This window comes from Rhodoferax sp. (genome assembly GCF_018063565.1).
Taxonomy (GTDB): Bacteria; Pseudomonadota; Gammaproteobacteria; order Burkholderiales; family Burkholderiaceae_C; genus Rhodoferax.
Genome location: NZ_JAGPBB010000007.1, coordinates 25212 through 49547, shown reverse-complemented (window position 1 = coordinate 49547; position 24336 = coordinate 25212). Strand labels below are relative to the sequence as shown.

At 59.1% G+C, this 24336-nt stretch carries 32 protein-coding genes; 26 read left to right on the top strand and 6 right to left on the bottom strand.

Annotated features, from left to right (window positions below; all coding sequences use genetic code 11):
• Positions 1–44 precede the first annotated feature (44 nt).
• From KBF66_RS03205 to KBF66_RS03125, 17 genes are all read left to right on the top strand, one after another.
• Positions 45–308 (top strand): DNA-binding protein, encoded by a 264-nt coding sequence (locus KBF66_RS03205; RefSeq protein WP_296652135.1) that lies wholly within the window; start codon positions 45–47, stop codon positions 306–308.
• Positions 309–322: 14 nt separating this feature from the next.
• Complete coding sequence (locus tag KBF66_RS03200) at positions 323–805, top strand: hypothetical protein (RefSeq protein ID WP_296652132.1); 483 nt, start codon at positions 323–325, stop codon at positions 803–805.
• Positions 806–1651 (top strand): ATP-binding protein, encoded by an 846-nt coding sequence (locus tag KBF66_RS03195; RefSeq protein ID WP_296652130.1) that lies wholly within the window; start codon positions 806–808, stop codon positions 1649–1651. It begins immediately after the preceding gene.
• Between the two features lie 5 nt (positions 1652–1656).
• Positions 1657–2319, top strand: a complete 663-nt coding sequence (locus tag KBF66_RS03190; protein ID WP_296652128.1) for a hypothetical protein — start codon at positions 1657–1659, stop codon at positions 2317–2319.
• 14 nt (positions 2320–2333) lie between these two features.
• Positions 2334–2621: a hypothetical protein gene (locus tag KBF66_RS03185; protein WP_296652125.1), complete on the top strand. Its 288-nt coding sequence runs from the start codon at positions 2334–2336 to the stop codon at positions 2619–2621.
• Entirely contained in the window at positions 2618–3106 is a 489-nt protein-coding gene (locus tag KBF66_RS03180; protein ID WP_296652122.1) for a DUF6511 domain-containing protein, read from the top strand. Before KBF66_RS03185 ends, KBF66_RS03180 begins: the two co-directional genes overlap by 4 nt.
• The gene (locus tag KBF66_RS03175; protein ID WP_296652119.1) at positions 3103–3840 is read left to right on the top strand and encodes a hypothetical protein; all 738 of its coding nucleotides are present in this window, start codon (positions 3103–3105) and stop codon (positions 3838–3840) included. Before KBF66_RS03180 ends, KBF66_RS03175 begins: the two co-directional genes overlap by 4 nt.
• Positions 3837–4100, top strand: coding sequence for a hypothetical protein (locus KBF66_RS03170; RefSeq protein ID WP_296652115.1), 264 nt, complete (start codon positions 3837–3839; stop codon positions 4098–4100). Before KBF66_RS03175 ends, KBF66_RS03170 begins: the two co-directional genes overlap by 4 nt.
• Positions 4087–6378 (top strand): phage/plasmid primase, P4 family, encoded by a 2292-nt coding sequence (locus KBF66_RS03165; RefSeq protein WP_296652112.1) that lies wholly within the window; start codon positions 4087–4089, stop codon positions 6376–6378. Before KBF66_RS03170 ends, KBF66_RS03165 begins: the two co-directional genes overlap by 14 nt.
• Positions 6379–6516: 138 nt before the next feature.
• Positions 6517–6981 (top strand): hypothetical protein, encoded by a 465-nt coding sequence (locus KBF66_RS03160; protein ID WP_296652109.1) that lies wholly within the window; start codon positions 6517–6519, stop codon positions 6979–6981.
• 1 nt (position 6982) lies between these two features.
• Positions 6983–7192 (top strand): hypothetical protein, encoded by a 210-nt coding sequence (locus KBF66_RS03155; protein ID WP_296652106.1) that lies wholly within the window; start codon positions 6983–6985, stop codon positions 7190–7192.
• Positions 7185–7589 (top strand): DUF6362 family protein, encoded by a 405-nt coding sequence (locus KBF66_RS03150; RefSeq protein WP_296652103.1) that lies wholly within the window; start codon positions 7185–7187, stop codon positions 7587–7589. Before KBF66_RS03155 ends, KBF66_RS03150 begins: the two co-directional genes overlap by 8 nt.
• 408 nt (positions 7590–7997) lie before the next feature.
• On the top strand, positions 7998–8897 hold the full coding sequence (locus KBF66_RS03145; RefSeq protein WP_296652100.1) for a hypothetical protein: 900 nt from the start codon (positions 7998–8000) through the stop codon (positions 8895–8897).
• Positions 8898–9084: 187 nt separating this feature from the next.
• Complete coding sequence (locus tag KBF66_RS03140; protein ID WP_296652097.1) at positions 9085–10524, top strand: site-specific DNA-methyltransferase; 1440 nt, start codon at positions 9085–9087, stop codon at positions 10522–10524.
• Positions 10502–10951 carry a D-Ala-D-Ala carboxypeptidase family metallohydrolase gene (locus KBF66_RS03135; protein ID WP_296652094.1) on the top strand — a complete coding sequence of 150 codons (450 nt, stop codon included), beginning with the start codon at positions 10502–10504 and terminating at the stop codon, positions 10949–10951. The genes KBF66_RS03140 and KBF66_RS03135 overlap by 23 nt, the downstream gene beginning before the upstream one ends.
• Positions 10944–12260, top strand: coding sequence for a site-specific DNA-methyltransferase (locus KBF66_RS03130; RefSeq protein ID WP_296652088.1), 1317 nt, complete (start codon positions 10944–10946; stop codon positions 12258–12260). Before KBF66_RS03135 ends, KBF66_RS03130 begins: the two co-directional genes overlap by 8 nt.
• Before the next feature lie 261 nt (positions 12261–12521).
• The gene (locus KBF66_RS03125; RefSeq protein ID WP_296652085.1) at positions 12522–12917 is read left to right on the top strand and encodes a group I intron-associated PD-(D/E)XK endonuclease; all 396 of its coding nucleotides are present in this window, start codon (positions 12522–12524) and stop codon (positions 12915–12917) included.
• Positions 12918–12948: 31 nt separating this feature from the next.
• Here KBF66_RS03125 and KBF66_RS03120 read toward each other — a convergent pair whose 3' ends face one another.
• From KBF66_RS03120 to KBF66_RS03095, 6 genes are all read right to left on the bottom strand, one after another.
• Positions 12949–13314: a hypothetical protein gene (locus KBF66_RS03120; protein WP_296652081.1), complete on the bottom strand. Its 366-nt coding sequence runs from the start codon at positions 13312–13314 to the stop codon at positions 12949–12951.
• 95 nt (positions 13315–13409) lie between these two features.
• A complete protein-coding gene (locus KBF66_RS03115) occupies positions 13410–13769 on the bottom strand; it encodes a hypothetical protein (RefSeq protein ID WP_296652078.1) in 360 nt (119 codons plus the stop codon).
• A 100-nt stretch (positions 13770–13869) separates the two neighbouring features.
• Positions 13870–14592, bottom strand: a complete 723-nt coding sequence (locus KBF66_RS03110) for a DUF3489 domain-containing protein (protein WP_296652075.1) — start codon at positions 14590–14592, stop codon at positions 13870–13872.
• A gap of 91 nt (positions 14593–14683) precedes the next feature.
• Positions 14684–14893 carry a hypothetical protein gene (locus KBF66_RS03105; protein ID WP_296652072.1) on the bottom strand — a complete coding sequence of 70 codons (210 nt, stop codon included), beginning with the start codon at positions 14891–14893 and terminating at the stop codon, positions 14684–14686.
• Positions 14894–14990: 97 nt separating this feature from the next.
• On the bottom strand, positions 14991–15281 hold the full coding sequence (locus KBF66_RS03100) for a hypothetical protein (protein WP_296652068.1): 291 nt from the start codon (positions 15279–15281) through the stop codon (positions 14991–14993).
• 81 nt (positions 15282–15362) lie between these two features.
• On the bottom strand, positions 15363–15626 hold the full coding sequence (locus KBF66_RS03095; RefSeq protein ID WP_296652066.1) for a hypothetical protein: 264 nt from the start codon (positions 15624–15626) through the stop codon (positions 15363–15365).
• Between the two features lie 260 nt (positions 15627–15886).
• Here KBF66_RS03095 and KBF66_RS03090 point away from each other — a divergent pair, with 260 nt between their 5' ends.
• The 9 genes from KBF66_RS03090 (at position 15887) to KBF66_RS03050 (ending at position 24327) form a co-directional block, all read left to right on the top strand.
• Positions 15887–16462 (top strand): elements of external origin, encoded by a 576-nt coding sequence (locus tag KBF66_RS03090; RefSeq protein ID WP_296652063.1) that lies wholly within the window; start codon positions 15887–15889, stop codon positions 16460–16462.
• Positions 16462–18516: a phage terminase large subunit family protein gene (locus KBF66_RS03085; protein WP_296652059.1), complete on the top strand. Its 2055-nt coding sequence runs from the start codon at positions 16462–16464 to the stop codon at positions 18514–18516. Before KBF66_RS03090 ends, KBF66_RS03085 begins: the two co-directional genes overlap by 1 nt.
• Before the next feature lie 107 nt (positions 18517–18623).
• Positions 18624–19130, top strand: coding sequence for a hypothetical protein (locus KBF66_RS03080; RefSeq protein ID WP_296652055.1), 507 nt, complete (start codon positions 18624–18626; stop codon positions 19128–19130).
• A gap of 6 nt (positions 19131–19136) precedes the next feature.
• The gene (locus KBF66_RS03075) at positions 19137–19538 is read left to right on the top strand and encodes a hypothetical protein (RefSeq protein WP_296652052.1); all 402 of its coding nucleotides are present in this window, start codon (positions 19137–19139) and stop codon (positions 19536–19538) included.
• 68 nt (positions 19539–19606) lie between these two features.
• Entirely contained in the window at positions 19607–19828 is a 222-nt protein-coding gene (locus KBF66_RS03070) for a hypothetical protein (RefSeq protein ID WP_296652050.1), read from the top strand.
• Positions 19829–21355, top strand: a complete 1527-nt coding sequence (locus KBF66_RS03065; protein WP_296652047.1) for a phage portal protein — start codon at positions 19829–19831, stop codon at positions 21353–21355.
• A gap of 2 nt (positions 21356–21357) precedes the next feature.
• The gene (locus tag KBF66_RS03060; RefSeq protein ID WP_296652042.1) at positions 21358–22800 is read left to right on the top strand and encodes a S49 family peptidase; all 1443 of its coding nucleotides are present in this window, start codon (positions 21358–21360) and stop codon (positions 22798–22800) included.
• A gap of 93 nt (positions 22801–22893) precedes the next feature.
• Positions 22894–23274, top strand: a complete 381-nt coding sequence (locus tag KBF66_RS03055) for a head decoration protein (RefSeq protein ID WP_296652039.1) — start codon at positions 22894–22896, stop codon at positions 23272–23274.
• A 48-nt stretch (positions 23275–23322) separates the two neighbouring features.
• Entirely contained in the window at positions 23323–24327 is a 1005-nt protein-coding gene (locus tag KBF66_RS03050; RefSeq protein ID WP_296652034.1) for a major capsid protein, read from the top strand.
• Positions 24328–24336 lie beyond the last annotated feature (9 nt).

Sequence of the window (24336 nt, the reverse complement as noted above, 5' to 3'; positions counted from 1 at the left end):
CGGCTGGACGATCGGTGTGCATTCCAACCAGGAGGTACACCCAAATGCAAAACCCAACCGCTTTTATCCATTCTGATCGGCCCAGCCGACAGACCGTGCGCCCGGCCGTGGCGCGCATCGCCATCAACGAGCTTGAACTGTCGCAGCGCTGGGGACTGTCGGTCAAGACACTGCGCCGCTGGCGCCAGGAAAACCTCGGTCCCATCTTTTGCAAGATGGGGGCTCGGGTCACCTACTTGCTCTCTGAGGTCGAGGCCTATGAGCGCCGGGTGTCGCGTCATTCCACCGCGCGCTGTGTCTACCAGTGACGCAGGAGTTGACCATGACCGATCTGACACTTTACCCAGGCGACATCGCTGCCATGTCAGTGGCACAAATGGCCAGACTTGCACCTGTGCAAAAGCACGAGCTCAAAAAGAACCTGCTTGAGGCCAGCGACTTTCTCAAAAAACAAATGCTCAAGCTGGATGCGGCGCTGGAGCAGTCCTATGCCGAAAGGGCCAAAGCCGCGCTTATGGAATCCGGCCGTGACTTTGGCACCACGCACATCACGGACGGTCCTTTGTGCATCAAGGTCGAATGGCCCAAAAAAGTCAGCTGGGACCAAAAGAAACTGGCCGAGATTGCCGAACGCGTGGTGGCATCGGGCGAGCAGGTCAAAAGCTACATGGACGTGAAGTTGGCCGTATCCGAAACCCGCTACACCCATTGGCCACCGGCGCTACAGCAGCAATTTGCCGACGCCCGCAGCGTGGAAGCTGGCAAGCCGACATTTACCCTGAACCTCGACCAGGAGGAGGCATAAATGGCACTTCCCATCATCAGTGCGGACCAGCGACGTGCTCAGCGTCGGGGTGTCAAGATCGTCGTGCTGGGTGTCAGCGGCATTGGCAAGACCAGCCAGCTCAAATCCCTGGCGACCCACTCCACTTTGTTCATTGATCTTGAAGCCGGTGACCTGTCGGTTTCGGATTGGGATGGCGACTGTCTGCGACCGCGCACCTGGCCCGAGTTTCGGGATCTGGTGGTCTATCTGGCCGGCCCCAACCCCGCGCTGCCCGATCAGTCACCGTTCTCGCAGGCGCACTTTGACCATGTCTGCTCGGTCTATGGCGACCCGGCAAGCCTGGACAAGTACCAAACCTACTTCTGCGACTCCATCACGGCGCTCTCGCGGCTGTGCTTTAACTGGGCCAAAAGTCAGCCAGCAGCATTCTCTGAGCGCACCGGTAAGCCCGACTCACGCGGCGCGTATGGTCTTTTGGGCCAGGAGATGGTCACCGCATTGACCCATCTGCAACACGCGCGCGGCAAAAACGTGGTGTTTGTGGCCATCCTGGACTGCAAGACCGACGATTTCGGCCGCAAGGTGTTTGTGCCACAGATTGAGGGCAGTGCGACCGCCTTGCAGTTGCCAGGCATTGTGGACGAGGTGGTCACCTTGGCGGAAATCAAAGCCGATGACGGCAGCGCCTATCGGGCATTTGTCACCCAGACCATCAATCCCTACGGCTTTCCAGCCAAGGACCGAAGCGGTCGTCTTGACCTGCTGGAGCCGCCCGACCTGGGCGCACTGATCGCCAAGTGTGCAGCGACTGGCGCACCCACACAGCACCCACAAGCCCCAAGCCCCACCGATTCCAAGGAGTGATTCAAATGAACGACAACAGCCCCAATGCCTGGTCAGATTTCAACGATGCCGAGTCACAGCAGTCAGGCTTTAACCTGATCCCCAAGGGTGAGCTCGTACCCGTGCTGATGACACTCAAACCCGGTGGCCACTACGACGCCAGCCAGGGTTGGTCGGACGGCTACCCAACCTTGTCATCCAAGACGGGCGCCGTCTACCTGGCCGCCGAGTTTGTCATCACCGGCGGCGAGTTCGCCAAACGCAAGATGTGGTCGAACATCGGTCTGTACTCCCCCAAGGGTCCAACCTGGACCCAGATGGGCAGAACCTTTGTGCGTGCAGCACTCAACAGCGCCCGAAACGTGCTGCCCCAGGACAACAGTCCCCAAGCGGCTGCGTCCCGGCGTATCCAGGGATTCGTTGAACTCGACGGTCTGGAGTTTGTTGTGCGCGTGGACATCGAAAAGGATGAACGCGGCGATGACCGCAATGTGGTGAAGATCGCGGTGGAGCCTGACCATCCGCAATACGCCCAAATCATGGGCGTGCCGTCCAGAACAGTCCCAGCGTCGGGGAGTTCTGCAGCGGCAGCGGGTTCTTCATCCGCAGTTCCTCCACAACACTCTGGCAAAGCAGCGTCGGTGGCACAGCGCCCAGTTCTTGCGGGTAAACCGGCCTGGGCTCAGTAGCGAAGGGCAGCCACGTGAACACGAGTACTTTTGCTGCCCCACGCGTCGCAGCGTCGCCGCACCCTGCCTGCTTTGACAACACCCGCCAGTACCTTCAATGGCGCAAGTACGCCGTTCGCTCGCGGGTGGGTGAGAGCGATTTCTGCACCGATTGCACCCGCGCCTACCAGCACCAGATGATCAAGCAGTGTCGCTGCGCCCATGCCCATACCCGCTTCTCAGTGGACTGCGATGGGTTTGCGCAGGGGCGTCACCCGGTCAGCGAACGCCTTGTCCACCTCAAAAGGAAAGGCAGGCGATGAAATGCTGGGTCTGCTCCCGTCAAGCCCGGGGTTACGGTCACACCGATACCCGGCACCACATCGGCCAGCCTCAGCGCTACCCGCTGGACTGGGTGTTCTGTTCCGAACGCTGTCAAAAAGCGTTTCACGCCATGTACGGCAACTGGGTCAGACTGAAGGACGATCTGGTCGACTCCAAGGGGGTGACCATGGTCAATCTCTCTGAGCTCGAGCGAGCCGCCATGATCCAGTGCCTTAAGGCCTTCGGCGAAGCAGCCGGGGCCATTGGGTTCACCAAACCACTGGGTGACTATTCTGAATCCGAGGCCTTGGCGGTAGTCGAATCAATCGTGACCTGCTTCACGCAGGCCATGGTGGAGCATCACGAGAAATCCAAGTACCCACCGGTGCGTGGACTGCCTGAAGTTCCAGACCCGATGGCAAACATGCAAGCCAATCCGTTGGCCGACATGGAAAGCGACCTGCCCTGGGAGGATGCCAAATGATGGACTACAACTCATCATCCAGCGTGAGTGGCCAGATCAGCACCTTGATCGATCTGGGTCTGCAAAAGACCCGCTCCAAGGAGAAATCCCGCCAGTATCTGGGCGCATCTCGTCTGGGGGTGTCGTGCGAGCGCGCCCTGCAATACGAGTACGCCCAGGCGCCAGTGGACCCAGGACGGGAAACGCATGGTCGAATCCTGCGCATTTTTGAGCGCGGCCACGTCAACGAAGACAGCATGGTCACCTGGCTGCGTGCTGCCGGGTTCGATCTGCGCACCCACAAACCCAACGGCGAGCAGTTTGGGTTCTCAACGGCTGAGGGTCACTTGCAAGGACACATCGATGGTGTCTTTGTCGGCGGACCTGAAGGTTTCAAGTACCCGGCACTTTGGGAGCATAAATGCCTCTCGGCAAAGTCCTGGCGCGATCTTGAGAAGAACAAGCTCGCGGTCTCCAAGCCGGTCTATGCCGCGCAAGTGGCTCTCTACCAGGCCTACCTGGAGTTGTTTGAGAACCCGGCCATCTTCACAGCAGTCAACGCCGACACCATGGACATCTACGCAGAGTTGGTCCCGTTTGACGCGGCGCTGGCCCAGCGCATGTCCGACCGGGGTGTGAAGGTGATTGCCGCCACTGAGGCCGGTGAACTGCTGCCTCGCGCCTACCTTGATGCCACCCACTTTGAATGCAAGTTTTGCGCGTGGCAAGACCGCTGCTGGAGAACAACCCAATGAACACAAAAAACCAAGAATTTCAAACTGATGCCGAGCCCATGATCGACGCCAAGCAGGCTGCCTGCGCGCTGCGGCTGCCCCTGTACTGGTTTGGCGACCCCAAGATGCGGACCAAACACCGTATTCCGCACTATCTGCTGGGCAGCCTGGTTCGATTTCGCTTGCGGGATCTGCGTGCATGGGCGGCCGACAGCCGCACAGCGGGGGCCTCACAAACTGATGCCCGTGAGTCGGAGGGTGTCCGTCATGATGGACTTTAACGACCTCACGCCGGGATCGGTCCCATCCTTCGAGGGTCAGCGCGAGGAGATTCGCGCCAGTTTGCTGTTGCGACTTGAGTCAGTGCTGATGGACATGTTCCCCGCTGGCAAGGTCAAGCGTGGCAGGTTTCTGGTTGGCGACATCCTGGGCAGCCCGGGCGACAGCCTGGAGATCGTGGTCACCGGCGAGAAAGCCGGGCTCTGGACCGATCGTGCAACGGGTCAGGGTGGAGACATCTTTGACCTGATCTCGGGCCATTTGGCACTCAACGTCCATTCTGACTTTGCCAAGGTACTGAGTTTTTCGGCGCAGTTGCTCGGAAAAATCCCTCAGGGGCCAACGCGCAAACGCAAGGCACAGCCCGCCATGGATGAACTCGGTCCAGCCACAGCCAAGTGGGAATACCAGGACGGCGAAGGCAAGTTGATCGCCATCGTGTACCGCTATGACCCACCGGGGCAGAAAAAGGAATTTCGCCCCTGGGATGTCAAGCGCAAGAAGGCAGCGCCTCCAGATCCACGGCCACTCTACAACCAGCCGGGCATGCTAAAACCTGACCAGGTGGTGGTGGTCGAGGGTGAAAAGTGTGCCCAAACCCTGATTGATGCGGGCATCTGCGCCACCACCGCCATGCACGGAGCCAACGCGCCGGTCGATAAAACCGATTGGTCACCGCTGGCTGGCAAGGTGGTGATCATCTGGCCCGACAAGGACAAGCCTGGCTGGGAATATGCAGATCGTGCCGCGCAGGCGATGTTGGCCGCTGGAGCCAAGACCTGCCATATCCTGTACCCGCCAGAGGCTGCGGCCGAGGGGTGGGATGCAGCAGATGCTCAAGCCGAGGGCTTCGATGTTGCAGGCTTCATTGCTCACGGCCCGCGAATGCAGATGTATTTGGTGGCCGATGGCCCTGACTCCAATACCACCGGCAGTGCAACTGAAGAGGCTGTCTGGGGCACGGAAGATGCGTTGGCACTGTCCTTCACCCGGCGCTATCGCAACGATTGGCGCTATGTTGCCGCTTGGGGCAAGTGGCTGGTTTGGGACGGCCTGCGCTGGCGTGCCGAAGACACACTGGCTGCAACCGACTTGATTCGGCATGTCTGTCGGCACGCATCGCTCAAAGCGGACAATCCCAGAATTGCGGCCAAACTGGCGGCATCCAGCACCATCGGTGGCGTTGAGCGTTTGGCACGCGCTGACCGCCGTCACGCCGCAACCACGGATGAGTGGGATGCCGATCCCTGGCTGCTTAACACCCCCGGCGGCGTTGTTGATCTCAGGAGTGGGCGACTGCGTGTCCATGACCGATGCGACCGCATCACCAAGATCACCACGGCCACACCTCGAGGTGAGTGTCCGATCTGGCGGCAGTTCATCCTGGAGGTCACTGGCGACGATCTGGAAATGCAGGCTTACCTGCAACGCATGGTGGGTTACGCCTTGACCGGTTCAACCCGAGAGCACGCACTGTTCTTTCTGTATGGCACGGGTGCCAATGGCAAGTCTGTGTTTGTCAACACCCTGGCTGCCATCCTGGGCGACTATGCCACCAACGCGCCAATGGACACGTTCATGGAAACCCGCACCGACCGACATCCAACCGACATGGCCGGTCTGCGTGGGGCACGCTTTGTGGCGGCGATTGAGACGGAACAGGGTCGCCGCTGGGCTGAATCCAAGGTCAAGAACCTCACTGGTGGCGACAAGATCGCCGCACGCTTTATGCGCCAGGACTTCTTTGAGTTCTTTCCGCAGTTCAAACTCTTTGTCGCGGGCAACCATAAGCCTGCCATTCGCAATATCGATGAGGCCATGAAGCGGCGCTTGCACCTGATTCCGTTCACCATCACCGTGCCGCCTGAAAAGCGCGACAAACACCTGCAGCAAAAACTCCTGGCCGAGCGTGACGGCATCCTGGCCTGGGCCTTGGAGGGCTGTCTGGCATGGCAGCGACTGGGTCGCCTTGATCGCCCGCAGCAGGTCACGGATGCCACCGACGAGTATTTTGAAGCCGAGGATGCCTTGGGTCGCTGGCTTGATGAGCGTTGCGTGGCTGTTGACAGTGCAAAATCACTGACCGCCGAGTTGTTCAACGACTGGAAGTCCTGGGCAGAGGCGGCTGGTGAATTCATTGGCGCGCAACGCAGGTTCTCAGACCTGCTGATCACCCGTGGCTATGAAAAGTGGCGCAACGGCTCTGGTGTGCGTGGCTTCAAAGGCATCGGACTGAAGTCGCCACCCAGTGCCAGCTACACCCCCTACGCAGACAACTGACCCCATGACAAACCATCGGTCTGACGCAGTCGTCACAGTCCCTCGTTAGTCTCTACACGTGCGCGTGACGCGCGCCTTATGGGAAGTTACGACAAGCTGTGACGACTGTGTCAGACCACCCCAGAAATGACACACCTCATGAACAACACAATCCTTACCTTGGACCTTGGCACCACCACCGGTTGGGCCTTGATTTCGCGTGACGGCCAGATCACCCACGGCTTTGTCAGTTTCAGGTCGCAGCGCTTTGAGGGCGGCGGCATGCGCTACCTGCGCTTCAAACGCTGGCTCTCAGAAGTTCCGGCACTGGCTGACGAGATTCACTCGGTCTATTTTGAGGAAGTGCGCCGACACGCAGGAGTAGATGCCGCCCATGTCTACGGTGGCCTGATGGCCACACTGACCTCATGGTGCGAGCACCACCGCATTCCTTACCAGGGTGTGCCAGTGGGCACGATCAAGAAGCGCGCCACCGGTAAAGGCAACGCTAGCAAGGCTGAGGTCATCGCTGCGATGCGCGCCCTTGGTCACACTGTCGCCGACGACAACGAAGCCGACGCTCTTGCCATCCTGCACTGGGCACTTGACACGCAAGAGGTGTGAAATGAAGGTTCCCACCCACCACTACCAATGCCCCATGGGTCGCTTGCAGCCCAAAGTCACTGACCTGGATGCCATGAAAGAGCGCGGTTGGCGCGATCAGAACATCCTGGTGGTCAGCGCCGAAGACCAGCGACTGGACTACCTTGAGCGGGAACTGGTGCGTCGCATTGGGGAGCGCCTGTATGGCACACCAAGGACACGTCATGGCTGAGCGCGAAACACCGTGGACACAGGAAGACGTGGCCAATCGCTTCGAGAACGCTGCGGTCACAGCCAGGCGACTGCCTTCGGCCAAGGTGCAAGGCTACTTCAACGCCTGGCCGACGATCGTGCGCTGCCAGTGGGAGCTCCTGGCACGCGATGAACGCCAAGTCTGCCGCTTCCCACCAACACCGAAGGACGTCGAGCAGATGCTCGAGGTCATGACCTGGGTGGAGTGGCTTGAGGTCGAGCAACGCCATCTGGTCTGGATGCGGGCCAAGCGTTATGGCTGGCGAGACATCTGCACCCGCTTTGGCATGTGCCGCACCACTGCGTGGCAAAACTGGCAAAAGTCCATGCAATTGGTGGCACAAAGGCTCAACGACAGCCGCAAAAAGAAAGGCTGAGCCGACAAGTGCAGGCGACCTTATCCGTGTCAAATGGGCAGAGAGGTCAATACGTCTAGCCCTTGTCCAGAGTTTTGCCAGTTTGTCCTTTTCGGCGTTCAAACGGGGCTGAACATCCAGCCTGTTTTTCGGTACATTTACGGCTATGGAGTGAAAAGGCCGTCGGCAATCAGGCACTGCATTTCGAATCCGAGGGGTCCTTCCTGACCAAAATCCAATGCGGGGGGCAACAGCGCAAGACTCGCCTACCGACAGACTGCAAACCAAGGTTTGCGGCAGTTTGCACCGGCCTCAGGTTTGCACGATTTTGATGCATCGCAAGACCATTGAACGATAATTCATGCCCGCCGCAAGGGCGAAGTTTTTTCGTGATTGCGGCGCATACGAACTATCAGAAAGACAAGCAGCATGGCCATTTCAAAAGCAACCTTGACGGCAATTCACAAGACTGGCGTGGTAACGCAGAACCTGCAGACAGCACTGCGCACAGAGGCCAAAAAATACGCGGATCGACTGAGCAAAGCACTCGCTGACAGCGCCGATGGCCAAGTCTTTGAGTTACTCGATGGCCCTCTTGTCAACCACTGGAAGGGCGTGGGCCGACTCTCCAAGATGGTCGAATCGATCGAGAAGGAGTTGATGGCAGTGATGCAACTTGCTACAGAACTTGTCGCCGATGTGCAAAAAGTCTCTGAAGAAATTCTGGCAGCCAGTGTGCCTAAACCTGTGGCGGCAGCACCGAAGAAGATGCCCGCCAGTGGCAAAGCGAATGTTGCTGCGAGCAAGAAGGAATCCAACCCCACAAAGCTGCTAAGCGTCTTGACAGCCAAACTGAGCAGCGACGCATTTACGATCCTGACGCAAACCGAGTTGGCCAAAGCTGCAGGTATCCCGATGGGCTCGATCGCTGCCACTATCAAACGAGTGGCGGCAAGCGGCGCAGTCGAAATTAACGCCGACGGCACGGGGTACAAATTGGCGAGCAAGGCAATCCAGGCGCCTGCGGCCAAGCCGAAGAAGCTCAGCAAGGCTACCGCAAGTCCTCAAACGCCGACACCAGTTGTGGCATCGGTCGCACCCGCGCCGGTTACACCAACGCCAGTCACACCAACACCAGCTAAAAAGGCTGCAGCAAAGAAGGCAACGACCAAGAAGCCAGCAGCAAAGACCGTTGCGGCCGACAAGCCCAAGGCCAAGAAAGCAGTTGCCAAGAAGGCCGCTGCAAACGATGCAGCACCTGCAGTGGCCGTAAATGCCGAGCCACCAGCAACGACGGATGCACCGGCGGCAGTTGAAACTGCTTCCTGATCGGATCCAATCGCACCCCTGAAAACCGAGAGCCTGAAAGCCCGACTGAAGTTAGCCTGATCACTCACCTCTAAACCCGCTGTGTGCGCTTCGCCTCAGCGGGTTTTTTATCGCATGCTCAAAGCCTTGACGGCCCGTTGCAACTGTGCTGGTTGTGCGGGCCGTACTTTTTTGAAAGCCAAAATCCTTGAACACCCTCAACGTCGAGTACCGCACGGTCGACGGATTGATTCCGTTTGCCCGAAACCCGCGAACCCACAGCCCAGAGCAGATTGCCAAAGTTGCTGCCAGCATTGCTGAATTCGGCTGGACGAATCCAATCCTGGTTGACGGCAACAATGGCGTGATCGCCGGACATGGCAGGCTCGCGGGTGCGCGCCTGCTCGGACTGACCGAAGTTCCGGTGATCGAACTGGCACACCTCTCACCCACCCAGAAGCGCGCCTATGTGATCGCCGATAACCGTGTCGCACTCGATGCTGGCTGGGACGCCGCGATGCTGGCCCTGGAACTCACCGAACTGTGTGAGTCCGGTTACGACATGGCACTGACAGGCTTTGAAGATGCCGAGATCCAAGCCATGATGGTCGAGCACACCCATGGTGAACCCAATGAGGATCAGGCTGAAGATACCGAAGGCGACGACGCAACTGACGCGGGGGATGATGTTCCTGAGGCGCCACTCAATCCTGTATCGCGAACCGGGGACATCTGGCTCATCGGAGCGCATCGGCTGATCTGTGGTGATGCAGGTGATCCTGCGGTGATCGCAGACCTGATGCAAAACGAGCGGGCCACACTATGTTTCACCTCGCCACCCTACTCCAGTCAGCGCGACTACACCGACAGAAAAGTTGACTGGGACGCCTTGATGCGCAACGTCTTTGCGCAGGTACCACTTGCAGCCAACGGCCAGTTGCTGGTGAACCTGGGGCTAATCCACCGGGACCAGGAAGTCGTGCCGTACTGGGACGGCTGGCTGTCCTGGATGCGTCAGCAGGGCTGGCGGCGCTTTGGCTGGTACGTCTGGGATCAGGGTCCGGGCCTGCCGGGCGACTGGAATGGTCGATTCGCACCAGCGTTTGAGTTCGTATTTCACTTCAACCGCAAGGACTCTGAAGTGCGCCGACCCAACAAAAACGTGCCCTGCATCTACGCAGGCAAGGATACCCACCTTCGTGGTGACGGCACCAGCGCTGGCGGCATGCGTAACAAGGATGGCAGCAAAACCGCGTGGAACCATGTCGGCACCCTCACCCAAGACACCAAGGTCGCCGATGCGGTGATTCGCATCATGCGCCACAAGGGCAAGATCGGACACGACATCGATCACCCGGCCGTGTTTCCGGTGGCACTGCCGGAATTTGTCATCGAGGCCTTTACGCAGTCAGGCGACATCGTGTTTGAGCCCTTTTGCGGTAGCGGCACAACCATGCTGGCCGCGCAGCGCAGTGCTCGCCAGTGCCGACTGGTGGAGATTGCGCCACAGTACGTGGACGTCGCCCTGATCCGTTTCCAACAGAACTTCCCCGATGTGCCGGTCACTCTTGCAGCCACATCAGAACCTTTTGAGGTCGTTGCCACCCGGCGCCGACAAGAACACCATGCAGTTGTCCAGTCACTTTGAATTGAACGAACTGATTGTCTCGGAACTGGCAGCCCGGCGTGGCATCGCCAATGATCCGACGCCTGAGGTGATCGACAACCTGCGTCGGCTGTGTCAGTCCGTGCTCGAACCCCTGCGGGTGAAACTCGGTCGCCCGGTGGTGATTACCTCTGGCTATCGCTGCGCAGCACTCAACAGTGCAGTGGGTGGCAGCCCGACCAGCCACCATGTGCTGGGTCGCGCCGCTGATGTGCTCGTACCTGGCCTGGCCCCACTGCTGGTATGTCAAACCGCCCAGCAGATGAAACTGCCCTGTGTGCAAATCATTCATGAGTTTGGCCGCTGGGCACACTTGTCGGTCGGTCAACCGGGAACTGTGCCCGAACTACTGACAGCCAGTCTGGCCGCAGGCAAGACGGTTTACACCAGAGGTCTGTGCCATGTCTGAGCGATGGATGAGCACTCACATTGAGCAATGGCCGACCGCCAGACTGCTGCCCTATGCCCGCAACTCGCGCACACATTCGCTGGAGCAGGTGGCACAGGTCGCCGCTTCGATTGTTGAATTTGGCTTTACGAACCCCTGTCTGGTCGGCAGTGATGGCATCTTGGTGGCCGGTCACTGCAGGCTTGCTGCGGCGCAAAAACTCGGTCTTGAATCCATCCCTGTGATCGTGCTTGATCACTTGACGCCCATCCAACGCCGGGCACTGGTGATCGCTGACAACCGTACTGCCGAGTTGGCGGGATGGGATGACGCGATGTTGCGGGTGGAGCTGGATGCGCTGCGAGACGACGATTTCGATTTATCCCTGACCGGTTTTGATGCCGATGCGCTGGCCCACCTGTTCGAGGGCAAGGACGGCGATGTGGGCCAAACCGGCGACGACGAGGTACCCGAGGCGCAACCCACAGTGATCTCGCGTCCTGGCGACGTTTGGCTGCTTGGTGGCCACCGGGTGCTGTGTGGCGATGCCACCGATGCCAGCAGTTATGAGGTACTGCTTCAGGGCAAACGGGCGGACATGACCGTCACCGACCCACCCTACAACGTCAACTACGCCAACAGTGCCAAGGACAAGATGCGTGGCAAAGACCGCGCCATTTTGAACGACAACCTGGGCGACGGTTTCTACGACTTCCTGCTGGATGCACTGACGCCCATCATGACCCATTGCATCGGAGCGATCTATGTGGCCATGTCATCCAGCGAGCTCGATGTGCTGCAGGCGGCGTTTCGCGCTGCTGGCGGCAAGTGGTCAACGTTCATCATCTGGGCCAAGAACACGTTCACCATGGGGCGTTCAGACTACCAGCGCCAGTACGAACCGATTCTGTATGGTTGGCCCGAAGGTGCCAGGCACCATTGGTGTGGTGACCGCGATCAGAGTGATGTGTGGCAGATCAACAAGCCTCACAAGAACGATTTGCACCCAACCATGAAACCGCTCGAACTCGTGGAGCGTGCCATCCGCAACTCCAGCAAACCCGGTGACGTCGTGCTGGACCCGTTCGGTGGCTCCGGCACCACCCTGATCGCCGCAGAAAAGTCCGGCAGATTAGCCAGACTGATGGAACTTGATCCGAAGTACGTCGACGTGATTGTTCGGCGCTGGCAGGACTGGAGTGGAAAGTTTGCCAAGAGAGAGTCCGACGGAAGCGACTTCAATACATTGACGCAATCAGACATGTCTTTGGAAGGGACCAACAGTGAAGTGTCAATCCAAAGAAGTCCAAGTGTTGCTCCGATACGATAGCCTGTCGCTTGAGGATGTTGACATTGGTGGCCCGTCGAAATACAGTTCGGCAATCAACAACGTTACGGCTCTACTGAGTCTGAGAATAGTGTCTACACCCTTGCAAGGAGAACTTGTTTGGTGAGGTTGGCAGCCTTCACTATTCGTTGCTGCTAGTAAGCAGTAAGGTAACGTAACTGGGAGGTCGGCAACAGCTGCCTCGGTCCGTATACAGGAAGCCACCACAGGCTGTCATATGGCATAACCTATCGAGGTGATGCTATGCCTGTCAGAAATGCGGAAATCAAACAAACAACCCTTACGGCTCATAAACAACTGTCTTTCGAGAACCTGTTGGCAGCTTGGTTATTAAGCGATGGATGGGAGGTTCTCGTACCGGCGATTGACCATGGTATGAAGACGGATCTGGTGGTTGCCGATGACAACCGCTTTTATCGCATTCAGGTCAAGAGCCTGAAAACTACCCACGAAGATGTCAACGTAGAGAACAAGTGGAAAGGCGTCAAAATTGATTACGTCGTTTACTTTTCGATGAAAGCGGAGTGGGGATACATCGCACCCGCGTTTTCTGAAGAAAGCCGCCCATTGAATTCGCCGGACCACATTCGCTTTCATAAACATCCGACGCACTTTTTAAAAGCATTTAAGAGAATTTGATCGACTTTCCGTCGGTCATCTTGCGCGTGCTTTAGGCGGCGAGTTCATCGTCGATGGCGGCGTGCACCACAAACCCGCTCAGATAGGCCATGCCGCGCGGGATGCCGTACTCTTTGCTGGTCTGCAGGTTGATGCGCCAACCCATCCACTTGGCGGTGGCTGTGTCAATTGCCTCCTCAAGACGGGCTCCCACAAAGAGTCCATTTTGAACTTCATCAGCGAAGTGGCGACCATAACGACTGTCCAGGAAGGCTCGGATCTGTTCAGGTTCACACCCTGTGGCTGTGGCAATCGCTGTCGATGCAATTGGCCAAGCGGCGCTGGCGTGCTCGTTCATGGTGCCCCAAAAGCCCCAGGACTCGTTCTGGGTGGCAAGTGTTTGTGTGGGGTTGGTCATTTCAGCTCTTTCGTTGGGTTGGTTGCGATGCCTCTAGTAACGCGCTGTTTGATGGAGAAGCCAAGTCAATTTGGCTTCTTTTTTGATCAATTGGCTTATCCGAGACGGGCCACGTACCTGGCATAGTCGCCGCCTTCAGGGTTGACGTAAAGGTAGGGCCGACCCGACGCGCAGACCTCGACGCACAGGCTGCCTTCGCGTGTAGTACCACCTCGACCTTGGAGCCAGGTGCGTGAGCACAGCAGGTTGGCCGCAAACTCGTCAAATTCCGAAGTGTTCATCTGGCGAGTCTCTGTGACCAGGACAATTTCTGGATTTCCGCCGCCAAGCTCGCTCAGGCCACAGGGCTTGCGGGCAAAGGGCAAGGTGAGACTCAACTCTTCGACTTGCAGGGCGATGTCGCCAAGTTGGACAGTGCGTGGGGTGCGCTCGATGGTGATGGTCATGGTGCTCATTGCAGTTTTCTTTCAATGTTCGTCGTCAATCTCGACACCTCTATGAAGACGCTGTTCGAGACAGAAGCCAAGTTAAATCTGCTTCACTTTGAGTTAATTTTTAGGCCGCGGCCCGGTAGGTCCGCTCACCACCTTGGGCTTTGACTGATGTGATGGTCATGCCCAGCTTCTTTTTGAAGGCACCGGCAAAGGTGCCGCGCACGGTGTGAGCTTGCCAGCCGGTTGCCTCGCAAATCTGAGCGATGGTGGCACCCTCGGCACGTTGGAGCATCCCAATGATGGTGGCCTGCTTACTGTGTTCGCGGGTGCGCACGACTTTGATGGGGGTCTGCTCTACCGGTGCTGCACTGGGTGCCATGTCTGGCAAGGAATGGCCCTGTGTGGCGCCGATTTCAGTGGCTGGCGCATCAGTACCCCCCTGGTGGCCGTGGCAGCCCGTGGCGCTGTGTTGCTGGCATGCCTGGCTCTCGAACTTGATGGACATGTCGTCTGACGCGTCTTCATCAGCTGGGACAGACGCGTTGGTTTCCACAGCATGCGCCCAGGTCGCCTCGGCCTGCGCCACTTCGGCCTCGAGTTCCAGGTTTGGCGCGATGCTGCAAATGCCGGGTCTGGGGTAGCCCAGCGCATCGTAACCTTCGGCAGCCACAAAATGGTCAACACCGTTGCTGGTGATCAGGGCGCGGTTGAACAGGCCGGTGAGCACCTTCTGGCGTGCGCCGCCTTTGATGCTTTCGGGAAACCATTCGATGCGGCCTTCGGTGTGGTGGATGGCATGGGCCAGCGTCGCTTGCTGGGTGGCGGTCAATGTGATGGTGCTCATTTGAGACTCCTTCAGGGTGGGGTGGACTATTTAAAATCGCGTTGTTTGCAAGACAAGCCAGGCGATTTCTGCGTGGCCTGTCCTGATGGGTTTAGCCCTTGCCAATCTCCGACGCTGTCGGTTTGGGCATGGATGCACCCAACTCAACCCCTGCTTTAAAGGCGGCTTTCAAGGCACTGCGAACACCCCAGACTGAGACATCGTGGAAGTCAAGGCGGTCAGAGTTGCGTGTTTCAAGGGTCTCGATCAAGAGGTGTTCTTTGGCGATCAGGGCAAAAATGTTGTCGATGGTGGTTGACATTTCAATTCTTCCGTTGGGTTGGTTGCGATGGTTGTAGTAACGCGCTGTGTGCTTGTGAAGCCAAGTCAATTTCGAACTTTTTTTATTCTTGGTTTGGTCAGTCGCTTGTATCTGACGCTGCCCCGTTGACTTGAAAAAATGCCCGCTTGCCTGCCTGCGCCAACGCCAACGCTGCCAGGGCGAAAGCCGCATGGGCCACCCAGGGTGCCTCGTCGATTTGGTCCAGCAATTCATCAATGACCTGGGGCGCATGGTCGCGCATCGCTGCACAGGCCACATCCTGTTGTTCTTTTGTGGCTTGACCAATCGCCGGGCAGATGCGTAGCAAGCTGATCAAAGCGGTTCGTCCAAGCTGGTGCGCCAGGGTTTCGATCGTCTTCTTGTTCATAGTGCAAGGCGGAAATAGGTGAACCGAAAGGTCAAACAGGTCCCTGGTATGGCCGGTTTGACCGGTGGTGCGATGCACTGATCAGGATGCATCAACATGATTGGCGTTTTCCAACTCGGCAATGGTGTCGTCCATGTCAACCATGGAGCCGCCCAAGTAACTGTGGTTTTTGGTGATGGCCATGCGGGCGTGTGCCAGCCAGTAGCTCTGGGCGCGCTCGCGGGTGATGCTTGGGGCGGTGCGCAGCAGACGCTGTGCTTGATCAAGTAAGTCAATCAACTCTGCTTGGATGTCTCGAAGTTGCTCGGCCACTTGCGTGGTGGATGGGGTTGCTGTGTTACTCATGATGTGCGTCCTTTCGGTTGGGTTTTTTCGCGTTGAGCAGGATTGCTGCAACACCTCTATGAAGACGCTCCTTTCTTGTGAAGCCAAGTCAATTCGCATCATTTTTTGATCTTCTGAATCACCTTTTGCTTCAAAGCCACACCCCAGTTTGCGGGCAAAGTTTCGGGAAGTTGCTTGAAAACAAATCTACAAATTTGCATTCATTTATTCCTGCATCCAAGGCCCGGCAGACCTTGCAATGAAGAACAAACGCACCACCCATGGGACTATCGATTCGCGCCTACGCCCGTCATCGCGGGGTTACCGACACGGCCGTTCACAAGGCCATCCGTAGCGGTCGCATCCAGGCTCAGGCCGACGGCACGATTGATCCCGATCAGGCCGACGCGCAGTGGGCGCGCAACACCAGTGCGCCCAGGACCGGTACTCAACAGGCCACCGTCAAGGTCAAGGCGCAGGAGACAGACAGTGGTGAGGGTCAAAGACATGCCGCAGGTGCTGCGAGCAAACTCGGTGCTGGCACAGGTGGCACAGGGGGTTCAGGCGGCACCTCACTACTGCAAGCGCGAACCGTCAATGAGGTGGTCAAAGCGCAGACCAACAAGGTACGCCTGGCCAGACTCAAGGGTGAACTCATTGATCGGCCGCAAGCGATTGCCCATGTGTTCAAACTGGCCAGGAGTGAACGGGATGCCTGGCTGAACTGGCCAGCACGGGTATCGGCCCAGATGGCCGCCAAATTGGAACTGGATGCGCACACCATGCACGTGGCGCTGGAGAACGCGGTGCGCGAGCACCTGCAGGAGTTGGGCAATTTGCAGGTCAGTGTGGATTAATGAACCCCGATACCGATACTGAAACCGATCACTACGAAGGTGCGAGCGAAATCGAGCGCGCCTGGGCAGCGGGTATGACCCCAGACCCGCTGCTATCGGTGTCTGAGTGGTCAGACCAACACCGCATGCTCTCCAGCAAGGCCTCTGCGGAGCCGGGCCGCTGGCGAACCAATCGCACGCCGTACTTGAAGGAGATCATGGACTGCCTGTCACCGAACTCACCGCTGGAGCGGGTAGTGTTCATGAAGGCTGCGCAACTCGGTGCGACGGAAATGGGCAGCAACTGGATCGGCTATGTGATCCACCATGCGCCCGGTCCCATGATGGCGGTCTGGCCGACGGTGGACATGGCCAAGCGCAACTCAAAGCAGCGCATTGACCCCTTGATTGAGGAGTCCACAGCTCTGCGTGAATTGATTTCACCGGCCCGATCGCGCGATTCCGGCAACACCATCCTGGCCAAAGAGTTCAGAGGGGGGGTGTTGGTGATGACCGGTGCCAACAGCGCGGTGGGCCTGCGGTCCATGCCGGTGCGCTACTTGTTCCTGGACGAAGTAGACGGCTACCCTCTGGACGTAGAAGGCGAAGGCGATGCAATTTCGCTTGCCGAAGCCCGAACGCGCACCTTCACGCGGCGCAAGATTTTTATCGTATCGACCCCGACCATCTCCGGCGTGTCGGCCATCGAGCGTGAATACGAGGCATCCGACCAGCGACGCTACTTTGTTCCCTGTCCGCACTGTGACCACCGCCAATGGCTGCGTTTTGAGCAGCTGCGCTGGGAAAAAGCCAAACCTGAGACCGCAGCCTATGTGTGCGAGTCCTGTGAACAGCCGATTGCAGAGCACCATAAGACGCGAATGCTCGAGCTGGGCCAATGGCAAAGCATGGTCACGCAAGAGAGTGTCAAAGACGCAAAAGGACGTCAAAAGACCGCCGGGTTTCACCTGTCCTCCCTGTACAGCCCGATCGGCTGGCGTAGCTGGCGCGATGTGGCAGCGGCCTGGGAGAGTGCGGTCAGCAAAGAATCCGGATCGGCCGCGGCAATCAAGACCTTTAAGAACACCGAACTGGGTGAGACCTGGCTTGAAGAAGGCGAAGCACCGGACTGGCAGCGCTTGCTGGAACGCCGGGAGGACTACCGCATCGGCACCGTCCCCATGGGTGGCCTGCTTCTGGTGGCAGGAGCCGACGTGCAGAAGGACCGGCTGGAGGTGTCGATTTGGGCCTTTGGCCGTGGCAAGGAGTCCTGGCTGGTGGAACACAGGGTGTTGATGGGTGACACCGCACGCGATACGGTGTGGCAACAGCTGGCCCTGATGCTGGTCGAACACTGGACACACGACAGTGGTGCGCTGATGCCTTTGGCACGGCTGGCGCTTGACACCGGCTTTGCAACCCAGGAGGCCTATGCATTTGCCCGCAGTTGCCACGACCCCCGACTCATGCCCGTCAAAGGCATGCGCGCCGGTGCCATGGGCGGTGCCGCCTTGATCGGTACGCCCACGGCGGTCGATGTGACCCAGGGTGGCAAAAAACTGCGCCGGGGCATCAAGCTGTATTCGGTGGCTGCGGGCATGGCCAAGATGGAGTTTTACAACAACCTGAGAAAAAGCGCCGACCTGGCAGCCGACGGATCCACCCTGCTCTATCCGGCAGGCTTCGTGCATCTGCCCAAAGTCGATGCGGAATTTGTGCAGCAGCTGTGCGCTGAAAGTTTGCATACCCGCCACGACAGAGGCGGCTTTGCCCACCGGGAATGGCAGAAGATGCGTGAGCGTAACGAGGCACTGGATTGCTATGTCTACGCCCGGGCAGCGGCCAGCAGTGCCGGACTGGACCGCTTTGAGGAGCGCCACTGGCGTGAGCTTCAAAAACAACTGGGACTCGCGCCGCCCGATGCAAGGGTCGCACCGGTGATGCCTGTACCCATGACCATGCCCCAAAAGCACAGTGATGCCAGCCAGAACAGTGATGTTCGCGCTGGCATCACCACTTCCGGGCCACCCGTATTCAGTCGGCGCGTGATCCGCAGTCCCTGGCTTAAACGCTAGGGCCAAGATCTGTTGACGACTGTCTGACGCCGGGCACTGCGGTGTCCGGTACTTCCTGGCACCTCGGTGCCGTCCTATTTGTCCTTTCTTTTTTTGGAGTCTTCCCCATGAGTTTGCAAACACGTCTTGAATCCCTGGTTCTGCGTCTGGCCGCCGAGTTCAAGGCCATTTATGGGCAGGTTGGTACCCTGTCCAACCTGTCAACCACCGACAAGACCAATCTGGTCTCCAGCATCAATGAGCTGCGCAGTCAGATCACGACGCTGGCTGGCATTGCCGTCATCAATGACGCCAATGCGGCGGGCACCGCCACGACCTTCTCGGCATCCAAGATCACCACCTTGCTTGATGCCCTCAAGGCCGACCTGCTCGGTGGTGCCGATGCCGCATTTGACACACTGAAGGAGTTGCAAACGGCGATTCAGAGCGATCAGTCGGGAATCGCCGCGCTGCTGGCTGCCGTTGACAAGCGTGTCCGTTTTGACGCTGCACAGGCTTTGACCGCAACGGAGCAGCAGCAGGCACGACAGAACATCGGAGCGCTTGCGGCCATCGATGTCGGCAATACCGACACCGACTTTGTCGCGGCGTTTGAAGCGGCACTGCTGGTTTGATCCAACATGACCCTGTCCCAACGCATCACTGAGTTGGCGCAGGCGCTGGCCAGAGAGCTCAAAGCCCACACCACATCGGAACACGGCGGTGTGGCGCGGGCCTGGGTGAGCTTCACTGATACCGGTGGCGCTCACACGCAACCTAGGGCGCTTGCCAGTCACAACGTGGCCGGCGTTGAGCGCATCGCCAGGGGCCGGTACCAGGTGAACTTCGCTGTGGCCATGGTCGATGCCAACTACTTCTGGCTGGGTCAGGCCACCCACCGCTGTTGGTGGGCGTGGTTCAAACCCGGAAAAGCGCACCTGCAACTGGCCGCCAAAACGCCTGACTTCCTTCAGATCAGTTGCCGCAGTGCCTTTGGCCTGCCGGTGGCCGCTCTCGAAGTGAATCTGACGGTTTGGCGCTGATGTGCCGCTGTCAACCCGATGCCATCCCCGAGCTCTTCTCCCAGGTCCTTCACTTGTGTCATTCACTCATGTCATTCACCCAAGACCAACTCCAGGCGCTTCAATCGGCGCTCTCGCAAGGCGAACGCCGAGTCACGTTTGGCGACAAGACCGTCGAGTACCGCTCCATCGAGGAACTTCGACTGGCCATCCGCGAGGTCAAACGGGGCCTGCTTGAGCAAGCCGCTGCCACAGGACTGTGGCCAGGTGCCGCCCGGCAGATCCAGATCAACACCGGCAAAGGGACCTGAATGGCCGCCCTACCCTTGAAAGCCTGGTTTCAGTCGGTGCGACGGCGCTTCCTGGCGGCGACACCCACCTATGACGGCGTGGGCACCGGCAGGCGCGCGCTGGCCTGGTCGGTCGGCAACCCGGGTGCGGTTGCCGCCATGCTGTTCAATCAGAACGAGCTGCGCGCCAAAAGCCGTGATCTGGTGCGTCGCAATGCCTGGGCCAACGCCGCGCTGGAGTCCTATGTGGCCAACGCCATCGGCACCGGTATCAAACCGCAGTCCATGCTCACCCAATCGGCGCAGCGGGAGGCGGTTCAGGCGCTTTGGCGAAACTGGTGTGTCGATGCCGATGCCGCAGGACTAACCGACTTTTACGGCCTTCAGGCCATGGCCTGTCGCGCCATGCTCGAAGGCGGTGAAGCCCTGGTGCGACTGCGCTATCGCCGCGCCGACGACGGTTTGAGTGTGGGCCTGCAGTTGCAGGTCCTGGAGCCCGAGCATCTGCCTGCCAATATGAACACCACGGCAGAAAACGGCAACCTGATTCGCGCGGGCATCGAGTTTGACCGACTGGGCAGGCGGGTGGCATACCACCTGTACCGCTCACATCCTCAGGACGGTTCACTGACGCCCATGTCGGGTGCAGGCGATGTCAGCACCGTCCGCGTGGATGCACGAGAAATTGTGCATCTGTACCGGCCACTGCGCCCGGGGCAAATCCGCGGTGAGCCGTGGCTGGCGCGCGCCCTGGTCAAACTGCACGACCTGGACCAGTACGACGACGCCGAGCTGGTGCGCAAGAAAACTGCCGCCATGTTTGCCGGTTTCGTGACCCGCCTGACGCCTGAAGACAACCTGCTGGGCGAAGGCTTGCCCAACCCCAATGGCGTGGCCCTGGCTGGCCTTGAACCCGGCACCATGCAAATACTCGAGCCCGGCGAAGACATCAAGTTCTCGCAACCGGCGGATGTGGGCGGTTCGTACTCGGAGTTCCTGCGCATGCAGTTTCGTGCCGTGGCTGCGGCCATGGGGGTCACTTATGAACAACTCACGGGTGACCTCACCCAGGTGAACTATTCGTCGATTCGTGCCGGGCTGCTGGAGTTTCGTCGCCGCGTTGAGGCTTTGCAGCATGGTGTCATCGTGCACCAACTGTGCCGACCGGTCTGGAATGCCTGGATGGATCAGGCCGTACTCGAAGGCACCCTGGTGCTGCCAGACTACATCAGCCACGCGGGACAGCGTCGGGACTATCAAGCGTGCAAATGGATCCCACAGGGTTGGCAGTGGGTCGATCCCCTCAAGGAGGCCGATGCCATGAAGGCAGCAATCCGCTGTGGACTGATGAGCCGATCGGAGGCAATTTCTGCCAATGGATATGACGCCGAGGACGTGGATCGGGAGATTGCCGCCGACAACGCGCGCGCCGATGGTTTAGGTCTGGTTCTTGACTCGGACCCGAGGTTTGATCAAGGCACAGCACAAGTCGGAACCACAGGTGTTGCGCCACAAGCACCTGCCAACGCCTCCCGTAAAGGAAACTGACCATGTTTTTGCCCCATTTGGCAGCCCGACTCTATGGGACGCCGCTGTTGCTTGCGCGCTCCAAGCTCGACATCATTCTCAACGTGCTGGGCAGTCGGATTGACTGGACGCCTGGTGAGGCGCAGCCATCGACTGCTCCAGAAAATCCCCCTTTCACCACCCGCCTGGCGCGATCCAATCCGGCGTCACTGCTGGAACTCGGGCCAAACCTTGCCAGCGCCGCCAGCGGCATTGCGGTGATTGGCATCAGCGGCTCGCTGGTGCGCCGCAGTATCGGCATTGATGCCCAGTCCGGTCTGACGAGTTACGCAGAAATCGGGCAAAAACTCGAATCGGCGGCGGCTGATCCCTCAATTTCTGGAATATTGCTTGACATCGACTCTCCCGGCGGAGAAGCCGGTGGCGTTTTTGAACTGGCACAGCGCATTCGCGAGATTGATGCGGCAAAGCCGGTTTGGGCGCTGGCCAGCGACAGCGCTTTGTCGGCGGCCTATGCGCTTGCATGCGCCGCTTCGCGCGTCCTGGTCACCCAGACCAGTGCACTGGGCTCTATTGGTGTGCTTGCCATGCATGTTGACCAGTCGGCCCGTGACATCCAGCAGGGATACCGCTTTACTGCGCTGACTGCCGGGGACTTCAAAGCCGATCTCTCCCCGCATGAACCGCTCAATCCGGGCTCGACCGCCCGGCTACAGGCCGAAGTCGATCGTTTGTATGGCCTGTTTGTCGATCATGTCGCGGGCATGCGCACCCTGACACCCAAAGCGGTGCGCGCCACCCAGGCTGCCTGCTTCTTTGGGCCGAATGCAGTCGAGGTGGGACTGGCCGATGCCATGGTCCGCTCGGATCAACTGCTGGGCGAGTTTGCCGCTTTCGTGGCCCGGCCATCGGTCCACGCATTGTTCAGCGCCAGTGTCCAACCGATGACACCCATTTCCAACCCCAACCCCAAGGAGTCCCTGATGACGCAAGACCTGCAGCCAAAACCTGCGCCCCACCCCGCATCCGCATCCGCATCCGCATCCACATCCGCAACCACATCCTCCTGCACATCCGTGGACAGGCCAGACCAAGACGACCTTCTCTCCAGCGAACCACCCGCAGCGGACACCGATCCGGCGCAGGCCGAGGGGGTGGCCCAACCGCTGCCGCCCCAGTCCGATGCACCAGAGAGTGACGCTGGGTCGGCCAGTGAGGTGCAAGCGCAGGCCGTGGAGATCGCCCAACTGTGCCAGTTGGCGGGCCAGACCACCCGCATTGCGGGTTTTCTAGCACAAGGCCTCACCGCCACCCAGGTGCGTCAGGCGCTACTGCTGGCGCGCTCGCAAAGTGAGGAGATCGCCTCGCTGATTCAGCCCGAGGCGACCGGGCCACGCACCAATGCCCCCCATGACGGGGCCCGCGCCATGCTGGCTGCGGTCAAAAGACTCAACGGCACACCATGAATATGAACCTGCAAAACATTCTCCTGGGCTTTAGAGCACTTTGGGATTTCGCTCTTCTTCTGATCAACCGTCTCATCAAAAAAGGACCCCGCCATGACCGCCATCCATGAATCCGTGAATCTGGGCGACTTGCTCAAGTTTGAAGAAGGCGCGCTGCGCTATTCGCGCGACATCGCCACGGTCGCCGCCGGGCAGAACCTGCCATTGGGCTGCGTTGTGGGGCGAGAAACCAGCAGCGCCAAACTCAAGCAACTCGACCCCCAGGCCAGCGACGGCAGCCAAACCCCGGTCGGTCTGCTGCTCATGCCAGTGGATGCCAACCTGATGGATGTGCAGGACTCGCTGCTCTTGAGCCGCCATGCCGCAGTCGCCTCCTGTGCTGTGGTCTGGCCAGCAGCAATCAGCGCGGCTGACCAAGCCGATGCCACCGCGACGCTGGCAAGCCTGGGCATTCTGATCTACCCATCGGCCTGATCCGGTCGCATACACCCTCCTTCTTCTTCAAAGGTCAGGACTCCCACCATGAACAACCCATTCAACAATCCCGCCTTCTCCATGTACTCTCTGACGGCGGCGATCAACATCATTCCCAACCGTTTCGGGCGCATTGAGGCCTTGCGGATCTTTCCAGACAAGCCCGTGCGCACACGACAGGTGATGGTCGAAGAGCAAAACGGCGTGCTCAACCTGTTGCCCACCATGCCAGTGGGCGCCCCGGGCACAGTGGGGACCCGGGCCAAACGCAGTCTTCGCTCCTTTGTGGTTCCGCACATTCCGCACGACGATGTGGTGTTGCCCGAAGAAGTTCAGGGCATCCGGGCCTTTGGCAGCGAGACCGAGATGGAAACCATCGCCTCGGTCATGGCCCGGCATTTGCAAACCATGCGCAATAAACACGCCATCACTTTGGAAAACCTGCGCATGGGTGCGCTCAAAGGGGTGATCCTGGATGCCGACGGGTCGGTGATCTACAACCTGTTCGATGAATTCGGCATCACACCGGCGGTGATCAACTTTGATCTGGCCAATGCCAGCGCCAATATCAAGAGGGCCTGCGCCAATGTGCTGCGCCACTTCGAGGACAACCTCAAAGGCGAATTCATGACGGCGGTGCACTGCCTGTGCTCACCCGAGTTCTTTGACGCACTGACCGAACACCCGAAAGTCAAAGACGCCTTCGCCTACAGCCAGCAACGCGCGGTACTGATCGACGATATGCGTGCGGGCTTCACTTTTGGTGGCGTGACCTTTGAAGAATACCGGGGTCAGGCCACCGACATGAACGGCGTGACCCGTCGCTTCATTGCGGCCGGTGAAGCCCACGCCTTTCCTTTGGGCACCGTGGACACCTTCAGCACCTATTACGCCCCAGCCGACTTCAATGAGACCGCCAATACCCTGGGGCAAGCGCTGTATGCCAAGCAGGAGCCGCGCAAGTTTGAGCGCGGCACCGACTTGCACACGCAAAGCAACCCATTGCCCATGTGTCACCGCCCGGGCGTGCTGGTCAAGCTGACCATGGCTTGATCAATTCGT

What these genes read in the sequence shown, in the direction of transcription:
- KBF66_RS03190 (WP_296652128.1), top strand. Translation starts at nt 1,657, where the DNA reads ATGAACGACAACAGCCCCAATGCCTGGTCAGATTTCAACGATGCCGAG.
- KBF66_RS03145 (WP_296652100.1), top strand. Translation starts at nt 7,998, where the DNA reads ATGGCCATTTCAAAAGCAACCTTGACGGCAATTCACAAGACTGGCGTG.
- KBF66_RS03080 (WP_296652055.1), top strand. Translation starts at nt 18,624, where the DNA reads ATGAGTTTGCAAACACGTCTTGAATCCCTGGTTCTGCGTCTGGCCGCC.
- KBF66_RS03055 (WP_296652039.1), top strand. Translation starts at nt 22,894, where the DNA reads ATGACCGCCATCCATGAATCCGTGAATCTGGGCGACTTGCTCAAGTTT.
- KBF66_RS03200 (WP_296652132.1), top strand. Translation starts at nt 323, where the DNA reads ATGACCGATCTGACACTTTACCCAGGCGACATCGCTGCCATGTCAGTG.
- KBF66_RS03205 (WP_296652135.1), top strand. Translation starts at nt 45, where the DNA reads ATGCAAAACCCAACCGCTTTTATCCATTCTGATCGGCCCAGCCGACAG.
- KBF66_RS03110 (WP_296652075.1), bottom strand. Translation starts at nt 14,592, where the DNA reads ATGAGCACCATCACATTGACCGCCACCCAGCAAGCGACGCTGGCCCAT.
- KBF66_RS03125 (WP_296652085.1), top strand. Translation starts at nt 12,522, where the DNA reads ATGCCTGTCAGAAATGCGGAAATCAAACAAACAACCCTTACGGCTCAT.
- KBF66_RS03075 (WP_296652052.1), top strand. Translation starts at nt 19,137, where the DNA reads ATGACCCTGTCCCAACGCATCACTGAGTTGGCGCAGGCGCTGGCCAGA.
- KBF66_RS03195 (WP_296652130.1), top strand. Translation starts at nt 806, where the DNA reads ATGGCACTTCCCATCATCAGTGCGGACCAGCGACGTGCTCAGCGTCGG.
- KBF66_RS03065 (WP_296652047.1), top strand. Translation starts at nt 19,829, where the DNA reads ATGGCCGCCCTACCCTTGAAAGCCTGGTTTCAGTCGGTGCGACGGCGC.
- KBF66_RS03155 (WP_296652106.1), top strand. Translation starts at nt 6,983, where the DNA reads ATGAAGGTTCCCACCCACCACTACCAATGCCCCATGGGTCGCTTGCAG.
- KBF66_RS03100 (WP_296652068.1), bottom strand. Translation starts at nt 15,281, where the DNA reads ATGAACAAGAAGACGATCGAAACCCTGGCGCACCAGCTTGGACGAACC.
- KBF66_RS03130 (WP_296652088.1), top strand. Translation starts at nt 10,944, where the DNA reads ATGTCTGAGCGATGGATGAGCACTCACATTGAGCAATGGCCGACCGCC.
- KBF66_RS03160 (WP_296652109.1), top strand. Translation starts at nt 6,517, where the DNA reads ATGAACAACACAATCCTTACCTTGGACCTTGGCACCACCACCGGTTGG.
- KBF66_RS03090 (WP_296652063.1), top strand. Translation starts at nt 15,887, where the DNA reads ATGGGACTATCGATTCGCGCCTACGCCCGTCATCGCGGGGTTACCGAC.
- KBF66_RS03150 (WP_296652103.1), top strand. Translation starts at nt 7,185, where the DNA reads ATGGCTGAGCGCGAAACACCGTGGACACAGGAAGACGTGGCCAATCGC.
- KBF66_RS03170 (WP_296652115.1), top strand. Translation starts at nt 3,837, where the DNA reads ATGAACACAAAAAACCAAGAATTTCAAACTGATGCCGAGCCCATGATC.
- KBF66_RS03175 (WP_296652119.1), top strand. Translation starts at nt 3,103, where the DNA reads ATGATGGACTACAACTCATCATCCAGCGTGAGTGGCCAGATCAGCACC.
- KBF66_RS03095 (WP_296652066.1), bottom strand. Translation starts at nt 15,626, where the DNA reads ATGAGTAACACAGCAACCCCATCCACCACGCAAGTGGCCGAGCAACTT.
- KBF66_RS03180 (WP_296652122.1), top strand. Translation starts at nt 2,618, where the DNA reads ATGAAATGCTGGGTCTGCTCCCGTCAAGCCCGGGGTTACGGTCACACC.
- KBF66_RS03105 (WP_296652072.1), bottom strand. Translation starts at nt 14,893, where the DNA reads ATGTCAACCACCATCGACAACATTTTTGCCCTGATCGCCAAAGAACAC.
- KBF66_RS03165 (WP_296652112.1), top strand. Translation starts at nt 4,087, where the DNA reads ATGATGGACTTTAACGACCTCACGCCGGGATCGGTCCCATCCTTCGAG.
- KBF66_RS03050 (WP_296652034.1), top strand. Translation starts at nt 23,323, where the DNA reads ATGAACAACCCATTCAACAATCCCGCCTTCTCCATGTACTCTCTGACG.
- KBF66_RS03120 (WP_296652081.1), bottom strand. Translation starts at nt 13,314, where the DNA reads ATGACCAACCCCACACAAACACTTGCCACCCAGAACGAGTCCTGGGGC.
- KBF66_RS03115 (WP_296652078.1), bottom strand. Translation starts at nt 13,769, where the DNA reads ATGAGCACCATGACCATCACCATCGAGCGCACCCCACGCACTGTCCAA.
- KBF66_RS03135 (WP_296652094.1), top strand. Translation starts at nt 10,502, where the DNA reads ATGCAGTTGTCCAGTCACTTTGAATTGAACGAACTGATTGTCTCGGAA.
- KBF66_RS03085 (WP_296652059.1), top strand. Translation starts at nt 16,462, where the DNA reads ATGAACCCCGATACCGATACTGAAACCGATCACTACGAAGGTGCGAGC.
- KBF66_RS03070 (WP_296652050.1), top strand. Translation starts at nt 19,607, where the DNA reads ATGTCATTCACCCAAGACCAACTCCAGGCGCTTCAATCGGCGCTCTCG.
- KBF66_RS03060 (WP_296652042.1), top strand. Translation starts at nt 21,358, where the DNA reads ATGTTTTTGCCCCATTTGGCAGCCCGACTCTATGGGACGCCGCTGTTG.